Here is a 19,671-nt window from a genome sequence, read left to right on the forward strand (position 1 = left end):
TCTGGTCTGGTCTGGAATGCGCTGGACTGAACTGCACTTCGTTGTACTGCGCTGGCTGACTGCGTTGCGCCTGTGGACGCAACGGGGCGATGTGGATCCAATAGATGCACGCACGCTGGCGGTCCACGGAGTGTGGGTGAGCCTTGGAGGGTACTGGAGCGGGCAACGTTTCGTCTCTCGCGCGCCCTCGAGCGCTCCCTGATGTCGATGCGCGCCCGTGGAGACACCCCCAAGGCCTGCAAGTTGCTTGATGTGAGCTGGCCCGAGCAGATCCAAACGGTAGGCGGTCGAGGCGCTGGTCGAATGAGGTTGAGCCTGCGCGTATGGGTGCCACGGTCTGGCAGAGCGGGGAGAGCTCGCCAGAGTTGCGCTTCCTCCGTAAAACACCAGGCTGTTGCCCTCGTGCCCTGAGCCGAGGCTCCCACGAGTAGCACTGAGTCTCGCCACAGTGGCGAGTGCTGATTTCCCGCCGCGACCCAAAGCCGGCAACTCTCGTCTAAGTGCCCAGAGTTGAGACAAGCAGGACACGGAGCCCTCGCCCACCTGCTATCCGCCAGCCCTCCGCCGCACTCCGTAGATCACTACTATCCACCACGCGCCGAGAGCTGAGGTTTCAATCCATTCGTCCAGTCCGCGACTTCCTGACCATAGCCGCGAGCCCTCCGTCACCACACCACCCCAGAGGCCATGTGCCACCTCTGCTTGTCCTTGATGTTGGAGCTCTTCCTAGTCAGGTCTCCGCTTGGCTCTGATCGTCGGTCTAGTGGGCCGGACGGGAGCCCCTATGGAGATGCCAGGACGGCTTCGATGCTCCCGGGAGATGGTCACCCACTTAACGGTCCGGAGCATCGCGACTCGTCTGTCGCCTGGCTGATACGCCCGGATGGATCTGCAGGCCCCGACTCCCGGTTGGGGCGACAATCGCGATCTGCTCGGTAGCTCCTGTCCCCCGACTCGCGGGCTGGGTCGGCGATCGCCTTCCGTTCGGTAACTCTTGTCCCGGGAACCTGTTCTGTCCATCAGTCCGTCGATCGAACTTTACGCATCAGCCCACCACCGGGGAACGGCGTTCCTTCCCCTTGGACGATGGCTCCTATGATCTCCTTGCCACGAGACCTTGTGGGACCGTGGAGCAAGAATGATCGCCCTCGGCGCCGGCACCTCTGACCACAACGACCCGTCGGGCGATTCCCCCAGTGTGACAAGCCGAGCCGGCCGGGAGATGGACGACTCGAGGAGCCATGGCATGTGTGCCTCCCCCGCAGCGCTGGTCGAGCACGTACGGTAGGCGTCATCGCCGTGCCGAACGATGGTGCTCATTACTGAGCCGAAAGGTACGGGGGTCATACCTCTCGAGACGGCTGGGAGGTTGGCCACCTGGCCTGTCGGTGCGATGATCAGCATCGAGGCGATATGCGGTCTGCGCAAAGCCGCGGATGGCGTGATCCTTCTCTTGTGACCATCGACGGGCGATGCAAGGTAGTTGGAGCCTTCATGACTGAGCGAGCGAATGGCGTCCGGCAGGCATACCGGCATCCACTCCCCTTCCCGGGCAGCACGAATCCGCCCCCCCTTCCAGGGACAGCGCACACCCGCTCCCCTTCCGAGGGCAGCGCCCCGTCCACGGCTTGTACTCCGCGGCCGCCTGTTCGACGGTGCGGCGGGCGGGGACGCCCCTCTCCTGATGGCCGCGTCGCAGCTCCCGTCTGCGACGAGACCATATCGAACAATGCCAACGAGAGTAGCGGTCGACGCTTGAAGCGATGTCGCACTGCGACGGTTCCACGCAGATGGCGTCCCGGCATTGAGGTCGGGACGTGGGCATCCATGAGCTTGGCCTTGGGGTTGAAACCGCTCATCCTCTTGGTGCCTCCAACCGCTGGGGCTGTGTACCGATGTGGTGCGCAGGCCGCTTTGCGAAGCGGCTCGGTCAAACGGGGCGCATCTCGGCCTCACCGTCTGGAGCGGCGACGTGCGCGCGGGTACTGCGGTCGGCGCTGCAAAAATGAGCTGTCCCTTCGATGTCCCGGGGTGCGCGACATGCGGTTTGGGCGGAGCAGCGCGTGAGCGCCAGGGGTCGCTTCGGGTGCGCGCCCCTGTCTGACCTGGGCGGTTTCGGCGGTGGATACAGCGGTGGATATTGCTGTGGATAACTTTGTGGATTACCCACATGCTCCGGCCCGCTCCGACGGTCGTACCGGAGGCCCCTTCGAGGTCGAGGCAATTGCGTGAGCGTTCGATATCCCTGCCGGTGACATGTTTCACGTGAAACAAGATCCCCGACTGCACCAGCTACCGGAGAAACTGCGGCGAGTACGTATCAAATCGCCGTCCTAGGGTTAAATACCCGCTCTCTCAGGCCTGTTCTCTCCGCCGCACCGCCCGAACGCTGAGCGGCTTCTTCTGACCGTTATATGTCGTCGAGGACACTCGCCTGCGAGGCAGCGTCGGGGGCATCGATTGACGGATACTGGCCAGTTCAAAACGGGTGTGAATAATCTCTCAGACCCTGTGGATAACCATGTGAATAACTTCTGTGGAGAACACGGTGGAAATCGGCGAGTCGGTAAGAGTCCGGGTCGTCTGGACGCGCCCGGTCTGCATGAGCGAGGGCCTTCCGTGACCCCCAATTTTCCGCCCTGGTGGGCAGCGGCGATGGTCCGGGCGATGACCGCGAAGCACCAGCCCTTTGCTTCTGAAGCCCCTGGTTCTTTGCGGTTGGACACGCAGGAATCCGTAGTCTCCCCTCCCAGCTCCGGGATGGTCGTGAACGATTGGCAGGGCCAAGGAAGACGTGATCCCGTGACTGTGTTGTCGAAGGGCCGTTCGAGAGTGCCATTCGGCGGCGAGGGTGATTGACGTGAACTAGGAGATGGGGAGGAGTCAAGGTCGTCCCTGTCCACCGCACGGGAACTCCGGGCACCGTTCGGGAGACGAACCGGCAGACGGGCTGTGCCCTCTTCATCAGCCCCGGAGCAAATTGATCGCCGGAGCAAGCATGGGTTCATGGGCCGTGACAGAGCTTAGGCGGAGTGGGGACGGGACCGCTAGCGAAGTAGTCCAGGGACGAGGACGCCCCGATGGTCCGGTGGAAAGTACGCGGCTGATAGACGAACCGTTGCTGACTTGATGAGAGAGCTGGACCCGGCACTTGATCGACCAGTCATTGCTGAACTAGTTGGCGACGTGAGCTCAGCCCTTGATCGACGAACCTCTGCTGAACTGGTTGGGAGCCTGGACCCAGCATTTGATCTACCAACCGGTGCTGAACTGGCTGTCGACGTGAGCTCAGACTGTGATCGACAAGGAAGGGGGACGGACCCGTTGGACCGCGGTCGAGGCAGGTGCAATCGAGGGGTCCCCCAACTACCGGTCATCTAGACGGAGACTCGCGAGGATCGCGACCCGAACTCGCGTGAGCCGGCGGCGCGATGTTCGGCCAAACTGCTGAAAGCCGGACGCTGAATGCTGATCGTGGGAGCCGGTGTGAACATGATTCCTCGCGAACCACTAAGGAAAGTCAACCGCCGGTCGCCCATCAGCGATGGACTGAAAGGGAGCCGAGCGCCGTAGACATTGCTTCAGCAGTGCGAACGCCGGAGTTCGTGGGCTGGATCCGCAAGCCGTCGGGGTTCTGGCATTCCGGGATGCAAGGGAACGCTGGCGCCGAGGAGCAACCGGCGGTCGATACTGTTCTGCCTGACGGATTCGGCTCACGGTCCGCCCCTTGCTGCTGAGCCCGGGTGCCGAGTTGTCCTGACCTGAGGGCTCCTGCATTGGCCGAGGGTGGGATGGCCTGCAGGCGTAGGCGGCGGCCTGAGCTCAGGCCGAGTGCTCCCCCCTGGGTGGCCCCTTTGACTCCGCTTGCGGGCCAACTCTCCCCTGGCTCGCTCTGGTCCGACGCCGCCAGAACCGAACAGGGATTGATGCTGGCGGCGTCGCGGCAACGGCATGTGTAAGCGGCTGCCTACCCTCAGGCCGGGCCGAATCGATCGCCATGTTTCACGTGAAACGGAGCAGCGCCAACTTTCTGCCCCAATCCGTGGAGGAGCAGCGCGGTTCTCCCGTGGTGCAGCATTGAGAATGGGCTTTGAATCGGAGGGTCCATGTCCCGATTGGATGGCAGTGGTCCCTCGGGAGATCGGTTGCTGGCCATGAGTCTCTACTTCGCCCGCACTCGTCGTGGCTTTGTCGGTGTCCGCTCCTGCGGACTGCGTGGTCGTACCCCCGGGAGTAGCTCTCCCCTGGACGGTCGTGGAGAACTAGCGGGTCGGCATTGGCCTGATGAGTCCAAGCTTCCCATCCGGCCGACAAATATGTTGGACAACAAGACAGAGAATATGGTCAATGGGTTATCTGAGAGTCAACTGTCACTTGCCTTCGAGGTCCCTTACCGCTTGGCGGCTGGTTGCAAGACTGTTTCACGTGAAACATGGGATATCGAAACTCTGTTGCCCCTTTCTTGCAACAACCACTGTCCGAGGAGACGCACTTGTCCGAGGATGCCCCTCTCAGTTCTCCGGCGCTGCGTGGCATTGTTTCACGTGAAACATCGCCTACCATTCGGTCCGCGCGTCCGGTGCGGTGATGGAAATAGTCATCGCAGTGAAGCGCCGCTGGTCTGAACTTCACTCATGTGGTCCCCCAGACCTGCCAGAGGACCGAGATCGATCAGGCTGGGCGGTGGGGATCGAGGGGTCCTTCAGTTGCAAGTTAAAATGACGATCGAATCACCACCGAATGCCAATCAGCTGCCGGCGCGTTCACTTGCAACACATTCGCTGTGCAAACGAAGCTCACGGCGGGATGGGCCCCATATGTCATATCGCCCGTTGTTTCAAAGACTGCCGGAGCAGCGGCTCATCCAACGTTTGACGTCCATTTGCGCCAAATTCAGTCAGTCGTGAGCAGTGAATGTTTCACGTGAAACGGGCACCAATGCCGCGTGTTCCGTCACCGCGGGGCCAGTACACTTTTAGCCCTTTTCGACCCAGATCCGCCCGGATTCCGCGAAGAGACCTCGGCTGCCGGAAACCACCGGTTTGCTGATCGGAGCACGATCGCATGTCGGCAGCCAATCAGTATCCGATACAAGTGCGCCGCTGACCATCCAGGATGTCACAAGCGACGACTATTCGGGGACTGAATTATGTTTCACGTGAAACACGCCGACAGGCCGTGCAATCAAGGAAGTCCTTCGCCCGACCAACAGAAAAAGAGGGCGGGTCGGAGCCTCCCTCAACGCGAAATTCGATCGCTCAGCGAGAATGGTCGATCTACAGAAACCCATCCCCAAAGACAACCTTTTTCGCTTGCAATTTCGCCCAGTGAGACCGACAGGCGACATCGGGCCGGCCAGTACCCGGCCACTCCCCTCTGCGGGCACCCCTGCGGGGCACTGGAGCACAACAAAAAAGTGGCCCCCGCGAGAAGCGGGGGCCACTTTCACTCAGCCCACAGCGGGCTGACTACGAGCTGGAACTAGGACAGGACGTCCGCGAATTCCTTTTCGAAGAACTGCTTGGGCCGGGCGCCGATCACCGTGCTCTTGACCTCGCCGCCCTGGAACAGGTAGACGGCCGGGATAGAGGTGATGCCGTATTCGGCGGCGATGGCCGGGTTGTCGTCAACATTCACCTTGACCACATCGACCTTTTCGCTGTACTCGACCGAAATCTCATCAAGGATCGGTCCAAGCTTGCGGCAGGGGCCGCACCATTCGGCCCAGAAATCGACGATGACAGGCTTGTCGGAGGCCAGCACGTCAGTGCTGAAGCTTGCGTCAGTTACGTCTTTTGCGTTGCTCATAACCCTTGTCTCTCTCTTCGGTGGTTTGCTGCGCGCCGTTTAGGCGTGGAAATCTGCGAGGTAGTGCTCGACGTCGAGAGCCGCAACACAGCCGGAACCCGACGCAGTGATCGCCTGGCGGTAGGTCGGGTCAATGACGTCGCCGGCAGCGAAAACGCCCGGGACGCTCGTCTTCGAGGTGCGGCCGTCCACTGCGATGGTTCCCTCGGCGGTCAGCTCAAGCTTGCCCTTGACCAGGTCGGTCCGCGGATCGTTGCCGATTGCCACGAAGACACCGGTCACGGCCAGTTCGGTTTCCGCGCCGTCCACCAGGTTCTTCAACCGCAATCCGGTCACTTTGTCCTGTCCCAGGACATCCTCCACGCCGGAGTTCCAGACGAAGTTGATCTTCTCGTGGGCCAGGGCGCGGTCAGCCATGATCTTCGAGGCCCGGAGGGTGTCGCGGCGGTGCACCACGGTCACGGACTTGGCGAACTTGGTGAGGAACAGTGCCTCTTCCATGGCGGAGTCGCCGCCACCGATCACAGCGATGTCCTGGTCCTTGAAGAAGAAGCCGTCGCAGGTTGCACACCAGCTGACGCCGTGGCCCGAAAGCCGCTTCTCGTTCGGCAAACCCAGTTCACGGTAGGCGGAGCCGGTGGAGAGGATGATGGAGCGGGCTTTGAACGTCTCCCCCGTGCCGATCGTGACAGTCTTGATGTCGCCGTCGAGGTCCAGCTCGGTAACGTCCTCAAACTGGATCTCCGTGCCGAACCGGGCGGCCTGCTTCTCGAAGTTCTCCATGAGGTCCGGGCCCATGATGCCGTCGGGGAACCCCGGGTAGTTCTCCACGTCCGTGGTGTTCATCAGTTCGCCGCCGGCGGTAACCGAGCCTGCCAGGAGCAGCGGCTTCAGGTTCGCGCGCGCCGTGTACACCGCTGCGGTGTAGCCCGCCGGGCCGGAGCCGACGATGATGACATCACGTACTTCGGAGGCAGTGTTTTCTGCGTTGCTCACTGAACGGTGAACCTCTTCCTTTGTCGATGCGCCCGCCTTGATGGCCGGCCACATGGCACAACTCTTGCCGGGCATTGAATATTCCGGGCCGAAATGGGCGTCACGGAGCAACACCACTACTCAGGGTACCGGGTTGCCCGCGCCGAGGCCGGAGACGGCCCCGCGTGACAGGGCCGCCAACGGACGAGTTCGGCTACTGAACCTTGATCTCGGCCAGGCGCAGGCCGTAGCCGTAGCGGGTCTTGGGAGCAGCCAGCTTCGGGAGTTTCTTGATGGACACGATCACGTACTCCGCGGTGACCGGTTCGGCCAGCGGCATGGTCAGATCCGGCGAGGTGAAGCTGTTGCTGCCAATCTGCTTTGCGCCGTCCAGCGACGGCTTGTCATTGGTGAAGACGCTGATGCTGCCGCCGGAGGCGCCCAGCTGGCTCAGGGTGACGGACGAGACCTTAGAGGGGTCCTTCAGCTTGACCACCAGCGGAACCTCGGAGGCGAGGCCGCCCCAGTCGTCGGTGGCGAATTCCATGTCGGACCAGTAGCTTGCGCCGTTGCCGTCAAAAGTCTTGACGAGGTCGGAGTCGTAATTTCCGGCGAAGTCGAAGTTCCCCAGTCGCGTCACGTCATCGATGACGGGCGGCCCGGCGGCAGGTGCCTCACTGGCGGTCGACGACGGTTGCCCGGTCGACTGTTCCGGTGCGCTGGACTGCGCGGAGGACGCGGCGGTCGTCTGCGGGCTGCTCTTGAAGAGGCTGCCAAGGTTGGTGACGGCGAAGATGAGGCCCACCACCAGCACGGCAGCCAGCAGGCCACCCACCAGCCAGCGCATGGATCGCGGTTCCTTGGGCGGTTCCTCTTCGTACTCGTACTCGTCCTCATCGACCTGGGCCCGGGCAGACGCGGGGAATTGGCCCGGAGCCCGATCCGCGGCCGCGTAACCGGCTCCAGCCAGTCCGGCGGCAGCTGCGCCTCCGTGGCGGTCTCCGCCACCGCGCTGATCGGCGTCGGCGTAGTCCTCGCCGGTGTAGTCGTCCTCGGACCACAAAGAAACTTTGGGTGCCGCGGCTGTCGCCGGCTGCGGCGTTACCGGCTCGGCCTGGCGGGGCGCTGTGCCTTCCTGGACGGGCTGCGGCGCCGTTGTGTGTGCCGCGGTCTCTTGCGGCGCGGTTGTGGGTGCTTTGGGAGACCTGGCGGCTGCGGCTCCCGCTGCTGCCGCCGCGCCCGTAACGGCCGACGGTGCAGATGTGGGCCGGGAGGGTACCGCGGCTGGCGGCGCCGTCGGGGAAACCGGCTGCTGGCCGGCTGCGGGCTGGGCCTTCCCGTAGTCGATGTACCCGGCGTCGACTTCCTCGTCGTCGTAGAGTCCGTCGTAGGTTTCGGGTTCGTGGGAGCGGGCCTGCCCGAAGATCTCGCTGCCCAGGGTGTCGGTGAAGAAGGGCTCGACGTAGGGCGGGTTGGAGGACACCACAAGATCCAGCAGGTCCGCCGCGGAGGTGTGGTTGGTGATCAGATACGTGGTGGAATCGCTGACGCCGAGGTCAAGGATCTGCACGTTGCCCGGACGTTCGCCGGTGGCCACTTCACGGGCGCTCTGGGCCACCTGGTCGGCATTGCCGGGCCCGGCGACGAGGATGCTTACGGGACGGTTGAGCACCTGGTCCACACCGTCCAGCACCAGATCCTGGTCATGTGAGGTCAGTACGGTGGCAGTGACCTTGTAGCGGCCACCGAGTACTGATCCGACATCGATCGGGTGGGACACGGGCTCCTCCTAGACTGTCCGGGACCTGCCGACGTGGTCACTCTGAGAGCGACCGTGTGCCCTCCGGTAAGCCGGTTGACCGCTGGTCCGCAACTTCCCTTGTTAGTCTTCGATCCTAGCCGATGCTCTGTCCAGGCCGTGTGAGCACGGCGGTTTGAAACGGAGCAGGGCTTTATTTTTTCTTTTTCCGGCTAAACGGGAAATAGGGGTTGTGGCCGGCCGGGCCCTGGTAGGTCCGGCGGCCCGGCAAGGGAGCATCGCCCCGGCCCAAACCGCCTAGCGCGGTGCTGGGCAGGTCTTCGGCCGGCAGGTAGCCGCCCTCCGGACCGGCCGGACGGCCGTACGGGAACGAGTCCTCTTCCCGGATGTCGGGACCGGCGCGGAACGACTCGGCGTCGAACCCACCGGAAATTCGCGGAATCAGGCCGGTATCCACGGAGATCGTGGCCCGCTCCGGCGCCCTCCGCACTTCTGCTGCGCCGCCGGCCTGCGGCTCAGTGCCCGCCTCGGGAACCGGCTCGGCCGCCCTGCGCCGGAGCCGGCCAAGCAGCGGCTGCAGGAGGTCCTGGAGCTCGGTGACCCGGAAAACCTTCAGCAGCAGGAAATAGACAACCAGCATCACCGGGCCAACGACGACGATCGTCACGAAGGCGGCGATCCGGTCGCTCCAGGCGTAGCCGTCCGGGTTGTAGCTGCCCAGCAGCCACAGGGCCACGGCTCCGGCCAGGGCGGACCCGAGCGCCGCGTAGCCCATGCGGATGTAGGAGTTGGCGATGCGGGGGCCGTCCAGGTGGCCCAGGAGCCGGCGCAGGAAAAACGCGCTGACGATCACGGAGAGGATATTGCCTCCGGTATAGAGGAGGGCGATCGCGAAAATGATCTTATCGAAGGCCAGGAACTGGATCGCGAAAGCGGCCACCACGTTGACCAGGGCCAGCACCAGCTGGATGAAGAACGGCGTCCGGGCGTCCTCGTTGGCATAGAACACCCGCGACATCATGAAGTTGGCGCTCATGAAGGGGGTGCTGAGGGCGAGGATAGTGAGGGTTTGGGCCAGCATGACGCCGTCCTGCCGCACGCCGCCGGAGAAGAACATGCCCAGCGGTCCGGCCAGCGCGAACAGCGCCAGCGCCCCGAAAACAGTGGCGACTGCCATGGTCCGCAGTCCGTGTGAGAGCGCGCTGCGCAGTGCAGCCCGGTCCCCCTCCTGCGACGCCCGCGTCATCCGGTTGAACAGCACGGTGGCCAGGGACAGCGCAATGATGGAATGCGGCAGCAGATACAGCTGGCTGGCCACCTCCAGCACGGCGTTGCCGGGCATGGAGTCTGCCGCCGGATCCCCTGCCTGCTGCAGGCGCAGGCGCTCCGCGCCCGGGATGGTGGCGATGCGCATGACGTACAGGAACGCCAGCTGCCCGACGGCGGCCGTCGCCAGGGTCCAGACACTCAGCTTCGCGGCATGGCCGAGCCCCACCCCGCGCCAGCCGAAGCGCGGCCGGAGACCCAGCCGGAGCCTGAAGACCGGAATGAGCAGGATGGCGGTCTGCGCGACGACGCCGATCGTGGAGAACCCGGCCACGAGGATGGTCTGGGTGGACCCCCAGTTGTCGATCGTGTGGGGGTTGACGGCGTTGGCGCCCATGATGGCGATGAACATACCCAGGCCGGCTATTGCCACGATGTTGTTGATGATAGGCGCCCACATCGCGGGCCCAAAGGCTCCATGGGCGTTCAGGACCTGGGTAAGCAGGGCGTACAGGCCGTAGAAGAAAATCTGGGGAAGGCACCAGAACGCGAACGAGACCGCAAGGGCCTTCTGCTGCGGCGAGTAGCCCTGGGTGGTCAGTTGAATGACCTGAGGTGCGAGCAGCGTGACCAGCAGCGTGAGTACCAGCAGCACCAGCACCGCCAGCGTCAGCAGCCGGCTGATGTAGTCCGCGCCTTTGTCCGGCGCTTTGCTGGCCTTGATGATCTGTGGCACCAGGACAGCGTTGAATACGCCGCCCGCCACCAGCAGGAAGATCAGGTTGGGAAGGTTGTTGGCGTTGATGAACGTGTCGTTGACCGTAGAGCCCAGGCCCAGGGCGGCCGCCAGCATCCAGGTCTTGGCGAAGCCCAGGAAACGCGACACGAGCGTGCCGGCGGCCATGATGGCGCTGGAACGGGCTTCTCCGGGCTGGACAGCCTTGGAATCGGCGGAGCCGGAGGGGACGGGGGCGGGTTTGGCTGATGACATCGTCTTCATCGTCTCACCCGGGCGGGGCATAAGTCGCTATCGATGCCCGCGGACGGTGGCTCCGGCGGCGTTCAGCGGTCCTCCGGGAGGACTTCCTTGGCCAGGTCCGCGATGCGGCGCTCATTCGGAAAGGACAGCTTGCGGGCCAGCTCCTGGATGGGAACCCATGCGACATCCACGGCTTCCTTGTCCGGATCGTTTTCGATGGTGAGTTCCCCGCCCGTGGCACGCAACAAGTAGTGGTGCACCGTCTTGTGGACGCGGTGCCCGCTCACGGTGAACCAGTAGTCGATGCTTCCCAGGGGTGCGAGGATCTTGCCCTCGATCCCGGTTTCCTCGGCGATCTCGCGGACGGCAGCTTCCTCGTTGCTTTCCTTGCCTTCCGGGTGCCCCTTTGGCAGGCACCACTCGAGGCGGCCGCCGCGGTTGAGACGGGCGATGATCGCTACCCGCAGGTCGGAATCGGACATGTCCACCACGACGCCTCCGGCGGAAATTTCCTCGACCGTGGGCAGGGAAGCGTGGCCCGTGTGCTGGACAGGCGCGACGTTGGCACCTATTGCCGACGGCAACGGTGCGTTTGTCCTCCTGCCGGGAGCGCTCGGTACGGGATGGGCCATGATGTCCACTCTAACGACTCTTGCCCGCTGTTGATGACCTAAACATGGCCGGAAAGTGGACGGCCGGGAAAGTAGGACTGCGCCCGTTCGTCGGCAATCGTTACGAACCGGCCGGATCCTGGCGGGTTCCGGTGTGGTGCTGGCGCGGTTTTCTGACAAGCTTAAGTAACTATGGCGCACGCACATCACAAGACTGACTCCCACACCGTTTCCTTCCAGGTGGATCCGGTGGTTCTGGAGCTTGGGCAGCGCTTTGTCGACGCCGGCCACGAACTGTCCCTCGTGGGCGGGCCCGTCCGTGACCTGTTCCTTGGCCGGATCTCGCCCGACCTCGACTTCACTACCGACGCCAACCCGGACCAGACGGTTGCCCTTATCAAAAAATGGGCGGACAACTACTGGGAAATCGGCCGCGCCTTCGGCACGATCGGGATGCGCAAGGGCGGCTTCCAGATCGAGATCACCACATACCGTGCCGACGCCTACGATCCTGAGTCCCGCAAGCCGGTGGTGGCCTTCGGAACATCGCTCACCGATGACCTGCTCCGGCGCGACTTCACGATCAACGCCATGGCGCTGCGGCTGCCCATGCTGGAGCTCGTCGATCCCTTCGGCGGTGTCCGCGACCTGCACGCCTCGATCCTCAACACGCCGGGGCCGCCGGAAACGTCCTTCTCCGACGATCCCCTGCGCATGATGCGCGCGGCACGGTTCGCGGCCCAGCTCGGGGTGTCGCTGCACGCCGATGTCCGCGAGGCTATGGTCCGGATGGCGGAACGGATCAGCATCATCTCGGCTGAACGCGTGCGCGATGAACTGACCAAGCTCATTTGCGCCGCGCATCCGAGGGCGGGCGTGGATCTGCTGGTGGACACCGGACTCGCTGACCTGGTGCTGCCTGAAGTCTCGGCACTGCGGCTCGAATCCGATGAGCACCACCGCCACAAGGACGTCTACCAGCACTCGCTCCAGGTCCTGGAACAGGCCGCCGCCCTCGAAACGGAGGCGGACGGCCCGGTGCCCGGCCCGGACTTCGTGTTGCGGTTCGCGGCGCTGATGCACGACGTCGGCAAGCCGGCCACGCGCCGCTTCGAACCCGGCGGTGCGGTGAGCTTCCGCCACCACGACATGGTGGGCGCCAAACTGACCGCCAAACGCATGAAGGCGCTCCGCTTCGACAACGACACCATCAAGGCCGTGGCCAGGCTTGTGGAGCTGCACATGCGCTTCTACGGCTACGGCGAGGCCGGCTGGAGCGATTCCGCGGTCCGCCGCTACATCACCGACGCCGGGCCGCTCCTGGAGCGCCTGCACCGGCTCACCCGCTCCGACGTCACCACCAGGAACCAGCGCAAGGCCGACCGGCTGTCCTTCGCCTATGACGACCTCGAGGACAGGATTGCGGCGCTGCGCGAACAGGAATCCCTCGACGCCGTCCGCCCGGACCTGGACGGTGGCCAGATCATGGCCATGCTGGGCCTCAAGCCCGGCCCGGTCGTGGGCCGTGCCTACAAGTTCCTGCTGGAAGAGCGCATGGAACACGGTCCGCTCGATCCCGCCGTCGCCGAATCCCGCTTGCGGGACTGGTGGGCGGCCCAGCCCGAGGCGGCGCCCGCCGGCGTCGAACCTTCCACCACAGAGGAGTCCTAAGTGATTGCACCAGCCAACGGCCCCCGACCCCAACTGTGGATCCTGCGCCACGGTGAAACAGAGTGGTCCAAGAGCGGGCAGTACACCGGCCTCACCGACATGCCCCTCACGGTGGAAGGCGAGCAGCAGGCCGTCGAGGCGCGCAGGGTGCTCGAGACCGTCGACTTCGACCTCGTGCTGACTTCACCCCTGCGCCGCGCCCGCCGGACCGCCGAACTCGCCGGCTACCCCGACGCCCAGCTGGAGCCGCTGGCCGTGGAATGGGACTACGGCGACTACGAGGGCATCAGCTCGGACCTCATCCGCAAGGACAACCCCGAATACCTGATCTGGACGCACGGCGTGCCGAACGGTGAAGCGCTCGACGACGTTGCCGCCCGGGCGGACAAGATCGTGGCCCGCGTGCTGGAGTCGGGCCTGGACAACGTGCTGATCGTCGCGCACGGACACTTCTCCCGTATCCTCACCGCGCGCTGGCTCGGACTTGACCCGCGCGAGGGCCGGCATTTCGTGTTGGGGACCGCAAAAGTCTGCACGCTGGGATGGGACAAGAAGACGCCCGCAATCGTGCGCTGGGGACTCTAAATCCGGTTTACAAAATAAAGTCCAAGAAAGTTTGTGAATTCGGTAGGCAACTGCCACATTCATAGTGTATTTTTATTTCTGACCCCAGAGCGACTTGCCGGGGTCACGGCGCGCGTCGCCCGGCCAGTCAGCCGGAGCCACGGCAGAACAGAAAAGGAGGTTGGGAAAATGATGATTACTTTGACTAGCGGACGGATGTACTCCACCACCGCGATCCCGGCCTCGTTCGCTGAGCCGCGCCCAAATGTCGGACTGACTGTTTCCTGACGCCTTCCCGTCCCGGTAATTCTCCCCGGGGCCGGCGGCAACTGGCTTCCTCGACGGAAAGCCCGGTAACAGCAGCCTGAACAGGCGGAACCACGCGGTTGCGCAGACACCCCTATAGTTCGGAACCCAGCTTCTTGTTGGGGTTTTCAGCGCTACCGCGTCCAGGGGCCATTTCCCATCGAATATCTCTCGGCATCCGGAATTTCGGCTTAATTTAAGCCCGGTAATTTCTCGGCTATTAGTCGCGCCCGGAATCGGCTATTCGAATTCATTTCATCTATGGCTCTATTTTTCATGCCCAAAAGGCGTCCGATTGTATTCGCCTGGACATTCCAGGTTGATCCCCGGCCGGCCCGCAATCCCCATCCACGAAAGGTCCCCGTGACTACTGCTCCAGCCCGCAGCACCGCCGCACCTGCCCCTAACCGCGCTGATCCGCGCCGATCAAGTCCCCGAGAGGAGGTAGCAACCATGCTGAACAAGCTCTATACGATCCTGTTCCGGAAGTCCGCAGGCAGGGAGCCATCCCGCTTCAACGGCCAGCTCCTGGACCAAATGCGCGACGACACGTTCCTCGCCATGCATCAGGCCGGCCTGATTCGCTGAACCCCAGAGCGAAGGAGACACCTGATGGCTGATCATGAAACCAGAGAGCCCGTGCGGCGACGCACGGGCTCTCCCCTGTCTAAGCCCCATCGCCGTCAAACGCGAGGGTGGTAAGCATGCGTTTAAGCACTGGTTGTTAAGCACGCGTTGTTAAGCACGGGGCAATGGCCCCCGGTAAGCTCAAGGTCATGCAGGAGACAAAGCCGCAGGCGGACCGCAAACGGGTTCGATTGGTCATCCCGAGCCGCAGCGACCCCTTTCTCCGAAACTTCACGGAACTGATTGGCGGGCCCCTGGGCCAGCGTTCGGCGCCAGGGATCGTCTCGCCAGGGTTCTTCACGGTGGAGCGCGTCCTCGTGATCCTCACAGTCCTCGCCGCCCTGGCCGGGATTCTCCTCAAGAACTTCTGCCGCACCAACGGCTGGGAAACCCCCGGCCAGTTCTACGCCACGTGCTACTCGGACTTTCCGGAGCTGTTCCGCAACCGTGGCCTCGGCGATGGCGCCTTCCCCTTCATTACCCAGGGAACCCTCTTTGAATACCCCGTGCTGATGGGGTTCATCGCGGGCGCCACGGCACTCCTGGTCCCCGGAGCCGGCACCGGGGATTCCCGCGTCCTGGGGTACTTCGATGTGAACGCCACCCTGATCGCCGCCGTCTGGATTGTCACCGTGCTGGCCACGGCACGGACGTACCGGCGGCGGACCTGGGATGCGGCCATGGTTGCCCTCGCCCCCGGTATTGTCCTGGCGGGCGTGATCAACTGGGACATGTGGGCCGTGTGCCTGCTGGCACTTGGCATGTACTTCTTTTCGCGCAACAAGCTTGTCCTGGCCGGGATCTGCATCGGCCTGGGCACGGCCACCAAGCTCTACCCGCTGCTGATCCTCGGTGCCGTCCTGCTGCTGGCGCTCCGGAGCGGGCGCATCCGCGCACTGCTGGTCACTGCCGGAGCGGCCACCGCGGCCTGGCTGGCGGTCAACGTCCCGGTGGCCGCGACGAATCCGGACGGCTGGAAGTACTTCTACCAGTTCACCCAGGAGCGGCCCGCGGGGTACAGCTCACCCTGGTTCGCCTACAACCTGGTGGCCGAGAGGCTGGGCTGGAACCCGCTTGAGGCCGAGGCCATCAACTCCCTTGCACTGGACCTGTTCCTCCTGGCCTGCATCCTGATTGGTGTCCTCGCGCTGACCGCACCCCGGCGGCCGAGGATAGCGCAGCTGGCATTCCTGATCGTGGCCGCCTTCATCCTGACCAACAAGGTGTACTCGCCACAGTTTGTGCTGTGGCTGATCCCCCTGATCGCCCTCGCCCGGCCGCGCTGGCGCGACTTCCTCATCTGGCAGACCATCGAGGCACTGCACTGGGGCGCCATCTGGATGTACCTCGGGCAAGCGACCAGCGGCGGCTCCACCCAGCACAACATCGATATGCCCTACTACGTCCTGGCAGTGGTGGCCCACATGCTCGCCACCGCCTACCTGATGGCGCGCGTCGCCTGGGACATCTGGGATCCTTCCTACGACGTGATCCGCCGCAACCGCGTGGACGATCCGCACGGCGGGCCCTTCGACGGCGCCCCGGACTGGCTGCGGATTGATCTCCGCCGACCGGCGGCGTCCCTTGGTCCGTGGCGGAAGGCTGCCGTGGCGGAGGACCGCCGGGCATGACCGAGGTCGCCGTCGTCGGTTCCGGCCCCAACGCGCTGGCCGCGGCGGTGACCATGGCGCGGGCCGGGCTCAAAGTCCACGTGTTCGAGGCGGCTGCCATCGCAGGCGGCGGACTGCGCACCACGGAACTGATGGAACCGGGGCACTTCCACGACGTCTGTTCGGCCGTGCACCCCATGGCTTTGGTCTCGCCCTTCTTCCGCCAGTTCGAGCTGTCCCGGCGCGTGTCCCTTGAAGTGCCGGATGTCTCCTACGGATCCCCGCTCGACGGCGGCCGCGCGGCCCTGGCATACCGGTCCCTGGACCGCACTGCTGCAGAACTCGGGCACGATGGCGCCGCCTACCGCCGGCTCATGGCGCCTCTCGTCCGCCGGGTGGAGGGCGTCGCGGACCTCACCCTGAACCAGCTGCTGCGGATTCCGGGGAACCCGGCGGCTGCCGCCGCCTTTGGCCTCCGGACGCTTGAACAGGGCTCGCCGCTGTGGAACGCGAGGTTCAGCCAGGACCTGGCTCCCGCGCTGCTGAGCGGTGTCGCCGCGCATGCCGTGGCGCCGCTGCCCTCGGTCACCGCGGCCGGTGCCGGCCTGATGCTGGGCGCCCTGGGGCACGCCGGCGGCTGGCCCATTCCTCGCGGCGGATCGGCCGCGATTGCCCGGGCGTTGACCGCCGACATCGAGGCCCATGGCGGGGTGATCGAGACCGGCCGGCGGATCACGTCCCTCGCGGAGCTGCCGCCGGTGCGGGCCACCCTGCTGGACGTGGCGCCTCCGGCCCTGCTCCACCTTGCGGGGGCGCGGCTCCCGGCACGCTACCGGCGCGTGTTGGAGTCCTTCCGCTTCGGCAACGCGGCGTGCAAGGTAGATTTCATCTTGTCCGGACCGGTTCCGTGGGCGGCGGAGGGCCTCGGCGATGCCGGGACCGTGCATGTGGGCGGCACCCGGGCCGAGACCGCCGAAGCGGAGCGCCTGGTCGCCGCGGGACGGCATCCGGACCGGCCGTACGTGCTCGTTTCCCAGCCCTCACGCTTTGATCCCGGCCGCGCTCCGGCCGGCCGGCACATCCTCTGGACGTATTGCCATGTTCCGGCGGGCTCCACTGTGGACATGGGCGAGGCGGTCATCGCCCAGCTGGAACGCTTCGCACCCGGGTTCCGGGACCTCGTGGTCGAGTTCAAGGTGACCACAGCCGCAGGGCTGGCGGCCTACAGCGAGAACTACGTCGGCGGGGACTTTGGCGCCGGGCGCATGGACCTTTGGGGCATGCTGCGGCGGCCCGTGCTGAGTCCTGTTCCGTGGCGGACGCCGCTGTCCGGCGTGTACCTGTGCTCGTCCTCCACCCCGCCGGGTCCCGGCGTCACCGGGATGCCCGGCTTCCACGCGGCAAAATATGCCCTCAGGGACATGTTCGGGCTTGCCGTCCCGGATCTTGGGATCGGCGCCGCCTAGCCCAGCCGCGGGACTGCCGACGCAGGCGTCGCCGTGGCCGAGAGCCGGCCGTCGCGCATGCCCGCCACGGCATCGGTGAACGGGACAAAATCGGTGTCGTGCGTGACCATGACGGTTGCCGCGCCGAACTCGTCCGTGATCTGCCGGAGCAGCCGGACGATCGCCTCACTGCGGTCGTGGTCAAGGGCCGCCGTCGGCTCATCCACGAGCAGCACGGCAGGGTTCGCCATGAGCGCCCGGGCAATGTTGACGCGCTGGCGCTGCCCGCCGGAGAGCTGGTGCGGCCGCTTGGCCAGCGCCTGGCCGAGGCCCACGAGGTCCAGCAGGGCCGCGGCGCGTTCCGCCGCGGCCCTGACGGCCCCGCCGCGCAACCGCTGGGTGATTACCAGCTGTTCCACGGCGGTGAGGGACGGCAGGAGGTTAGGCTGCTGGAAAATGATGCCGATCTTGTCCCGGCGCAGTGCGGTACGGCCGGCGTCGGGCAGCCCGCCCGCGTCCTGTCCGTCAATCATCACCAGACCGGAGGAGGGCCGGACGAGAGTGGCGGCGACAGCCAGCAGGGAGGACTTTCCGGACCCCGAGGGGCCAATCAGGGATACGAACTCCCCCGCCTGGACCTTGAGGTTCACGTCGTCCAGGGCTTTGAGGGTCCCGTCGCCGTCCGGGTACTCCAGCGTGACGTTGACAAGGTTTAGGGCGGGCTGGTGCGGTGTAGATTTCACGAGATATGCCTTTCAGGGAATGCAGGGAATGCAGGGAATGCAGGGAATGCAGGGAGCCGGGGAGCCGGCAGATCAGTTGCCGCCGAGGGCGATGAGCGGATCGACGCGCGCAACGCTGCGGACCGCCAGGGCCGCGCCTGCCAGGCCCAGGAGCACAATGCCGGCGATGGGTAGCAGCGTTGTCCAGGGGGTAAGAAGGAACGGTGCGGCCCGGGAGGCGAGGGTCCCACCCGCCACGCCGGCCAGGCCGCCCGCCGCGGCGCCGGCCAGCAGGACCAGGGCCGCCTGCGCCATGGCATCCCGGAGGATGTAGCGGGCCGATCCGCCCAGGGCCTTGAGGACGGCGATGTCGCGGGTGCGCTGGACCGTCCAGACCGTCAGGAAGGCGACTATGACGAGGGCCGAGATGCCGTACAGGAACGCCTGCATGAGCAGCAGCGAGCCGTTCTCGCTCTTGTAGGAGCCGAGGGCCTGGAAGGATCCCTCGACGGTGGTGCTGACGGTTCCCGCGGCCGAGTTGGCGGCGGCGATATCAACCCCGGTCCCGGCGTCTGTTTTACCGGCGCCAAACTTCACGGCCAGCACCGTCGCAGCGCCGCCGTCTGGGATGTGTGAGAGCTTCTGCCAGTCGGCCAGAGTGGTCCACACGACGCCGGTGTGCGAGTACCACTGGTCCGGGACGATGGCCGTCACAATCAGGTCCGAACCGCCAACCGAGGCTCGGCTGCCAATGCTGAGGTCCAAGTCCGCCGCGAGGCCCGCTCCGACAGTGACAGTTCCCTCGGACAGTGGGGCGGGAGCCAGCCCGGTGCCGGGCTCGGCGCCGAAGACCGCCACGCTTGCCGTGCGTGCCGGTACGCCACCGGCGCCCAGGGCCTGGAACCGGCTTTGGCTGATCCCCAGCGCATCGGCCCGGGCGACACCGTCGCGTGCCGCCCACTGCGCCTGCTGGGCGCGCGATACTTCGGACTCCGTGAAGGAGGCCTTGGGCTCACTTCCGGCCGGCGCGCCAAAGACCAGCTGGTCGGCCGGGAGGGCGGCGAGGGCCGACGTCGACTGGTTGCCGAGGCCGGCGGTGAGCCCGGAGAGCATGACGAGCAGGAGCGTGATGAGGGCGACGACCGCGCCCATGAGGGCAAACCGCCCCTTGGCGAAGCGGATGTCGCGGATGGCGAGATACATGGTTGTCCTTCTTTGTCAGTGACGTTGGTGGCCTAGGTTCAAGCCTTCCGCGCGCCAGCTTTAGAGGCATCGTCCGACCGGCTGGACCGCCGCCGCCGGGAGGACCACCGGGCGGTCAACCAATC

12 protein-coding genes are annotated in these 19,671 nt (G+C 65.2%); 5 read left to right on the forward strand and 7 right to left on the reverse strand.

Annotated elements, in window-relative coordinates:
• Window positions 1-5,481: 5,481 nt before the first annotated feature.
• From trxA to AC1DDO_RS15030, 5 genes are all read right to left on the reverse strand, one after another.
• Entirely contained in the window at window positions 5,482-5,808 is a 327-nt protein-coding gene (trxA, locus tag AC1DDO_RS15010) for a thioredoxin (protein WP_091248528.1), read from the reverse strand.
• A gap of 39 nt (window positions 5,809-5,847) precedes the next feature.
• On the reverse strand, window positions 5,848-6,804 hold the full coding sequence (gene trxB / locus AC1DDO_RS15015) for a thioredoxin-disulfide reductase (protein ID WP_476867847.1): 957 nt from the start codon (window positions 6,802-6,804) through the stop codon (window positions 5,848-5,850).
• Window positions 6,805-6,997: 193 nt separating this feature from the next.
• Window positions 6,998-8,563, reverse strand: coding sequence for an ABC transporter substrate-binding protein (locus AC1DDO_RS15020; RefSeq protein WP_476867848.1), 1,566 nt, complete (start codon window positions 8,561-8,563; stop codon window positions 6,998-7,000).
• A 172-nt stretch (window positions 8,564-8,735) separates the two neighbouring features.
• A complete protein-coding gene (gene murJ / locus AC1DDO_RS15025) occupies window positions 8,736-10,799 on the reverse strand; it encodes a murein biosynthesis integral membrane protein MurJ (RefSeq protein ID WP_476972190.1) in 2,064 nt (687 codons plus the stop codon).
• A 71-nt stretch (window positions 10,800-10,870) separates the two neighbouring features.
• The gene (locus AC1DDO_RS15030; protein WP_441409178.1) at window positions 10,871-11,419 is read right to left on the reverse strand and encodes an NUDIX hydrolase; all 549 of its coding nucleotides are present in this window, start codon (window positions 11,417-11,419) and stop codon (window positions 10,871-10,873) included.
• 171 nt (window positions 11,420-11,590) lie between these two features.
• Between AC1DDO_RS15030 and AC1DDO_RS15035 the strand changes: the two genes are divergently transcribed.
• From AC1DDO_RS15035 to AC1DDO_RS15055, 5 genes are all read left to right on the forward strand, one after another.
• A complete protein-coding gene (locus tag AC1DDO_RS15035) occupies window positions 11,591-13,069 on the forward strand; it encodes a CCA tRNA nucleotidyltransferase (protein ID WP_441409179.1) in 1,479 nt (492 codons plus the stop codon).
• The gene (locus AC1DDO_RS15040; RefSeq protein WP_441409180.1) at window positions 13,070-13,654 is read left to right on the forward strand and encodes a histidine phosphatase family protein; all 585 of its coding nucleotides are present in this window, start codon (window positions 13,070-13,072) and stop codon (window positions 13,652-13,654) included.
• A gap of 738 nt (window positions 13,655-14,392) precedes the next feature.
• Window positions 14,393-14,527: a hypothetical protein gene (locus AC1DDO_RS15045; protein ID WP_476867851.1), complete on the forward strand. Its 135-nt coding sequence runs from the start codon at window positions 14,393-14,395 to the stop codon at window positions 14,525-14,527.
• Between the two features lie 188 nt (window positions 14,528-14,715).
• A complete protein-coding gene (locus tag AC1DDO_RS15050) occupies window positions 14,716-16,197 on the forward strand; it encodes a glycosyltransferase family 87 protein (protein ID WP_476867852.1) in 1,482 nt (493 codons plus the stop codon).
• On the forward strand, window positions 16,194-17,642 hold the full coding sequence (locus AC1DDO_RS15055) for a phytoene desaturase family protein (protein ID WP_476867853.1): 1,449 nt from the start codon (window positions 16,194-16,196) through the stop codon (window positions 17,640-17,642). The genes AC1DDO_RS15050 and AC1DDO_RS15055 overlap by 4 nt, the downstream gene beginning before the upstream one ends.
• Here the strand turns inward: AC1DDO_RS15055 and AC1DDO_RS15060 are convergent.
• A complete protein-coding gene (locus AC1DDO_RS15060; RefSeq protein ID WP_476867854.1) occupies window positions 17,639-18,364 on the reverse strand; it encodes an ABC transporter ATP-binding protein in 726 nt (241 codons plus the stop codon). The genes AC1DDO_RS15055 and AC1DDO_RS15060 overlap by 4 nt on opposite strands.
• A gap of 72 nt (window positions 18,365-18,436) precedes the next feature.
• Window positions 18,437-19,546 carry an FtsX-like permease family protein gene (locus AC1DDO_RS15065; protein ID WP_476867855.1) on the reverse strand — a complete coding sequence of 370 codons (1,110 nt, stop codon included), beginning with the start codon at window positions 19,544-19,546 and terminating at the stop codon, window positions 18,437-18,439.
• Between the last annotated feature and the right edge of the window lie 125 nt (window positions 19,547-19,671).

This window comes from Arthrobacter sp. 10N43 (genome assembly GCF_056394525.1).

What these genes read in the sequence shown, in the direction of transcription:
- trxA (WP_091248528.1), bottom strand. Translation starts at nt 5,808, where the DNA reads ATGAGCAACGCAAAAGACGTAACTGACGCAAGCTTCAGCACTGACGTG.
- murJ (WP_476972190.1), bottom strand. Translation starts at nt 10,799, where the DNA reads ATGTCATCAGCCAAACCCGCCCCCGTCCCCTCCGGCTCCGCCGATTCC.
- AC1DDO_RS15030 (WP_441409178.1), bottom strand. Translation starts at nt 11,419, where the DNA reads ATGGCCCATCCCGTACCGAGCGCTCCCGGCAGGAGGACAAACGCACCG.
- AC1DDO_RS15035 (WP_441409179.1), top strand. Translation starts at nt 11,591, where the DNA reads ATGGCGCACGCACATCACAAGACTGACTCCCACACCGTTTCCTTCCAG.
- AC1DDO_RS15045 (WP_476867851.1), top strand. Translation starts at nt 14,393, where the DNA reads ATGCTGAACAAGCTCTATACGATCCTGTTCCGGAAGTCCGCAGGCAGG.
- AC1DDO_RS15050 (WP_476867852.1), top strand. Translation starts at nt 14,716, where the DNA reads ATGCAGGAGACAAAGCCGCAGGCGGACCGCAAACGGGTTCGATTGGTC.
- AC1DDO_RS15055 (WP_476867853.1), top strand. Translation starts at nt 16,194, where the DNA reads ATGACCGAGGTCGCCGTCGTCGGTTCCGGCCCCAACGCGCTGGCCGCG.
- AC1DDO_RS15065 (WP_476867855.1), bottom strand. Translation starts at nt 19,546, where the DNA reads ATGTATCTCGCCATCCGCGACATCCGCTTCGCCAAGGGGCGGTTTGCC.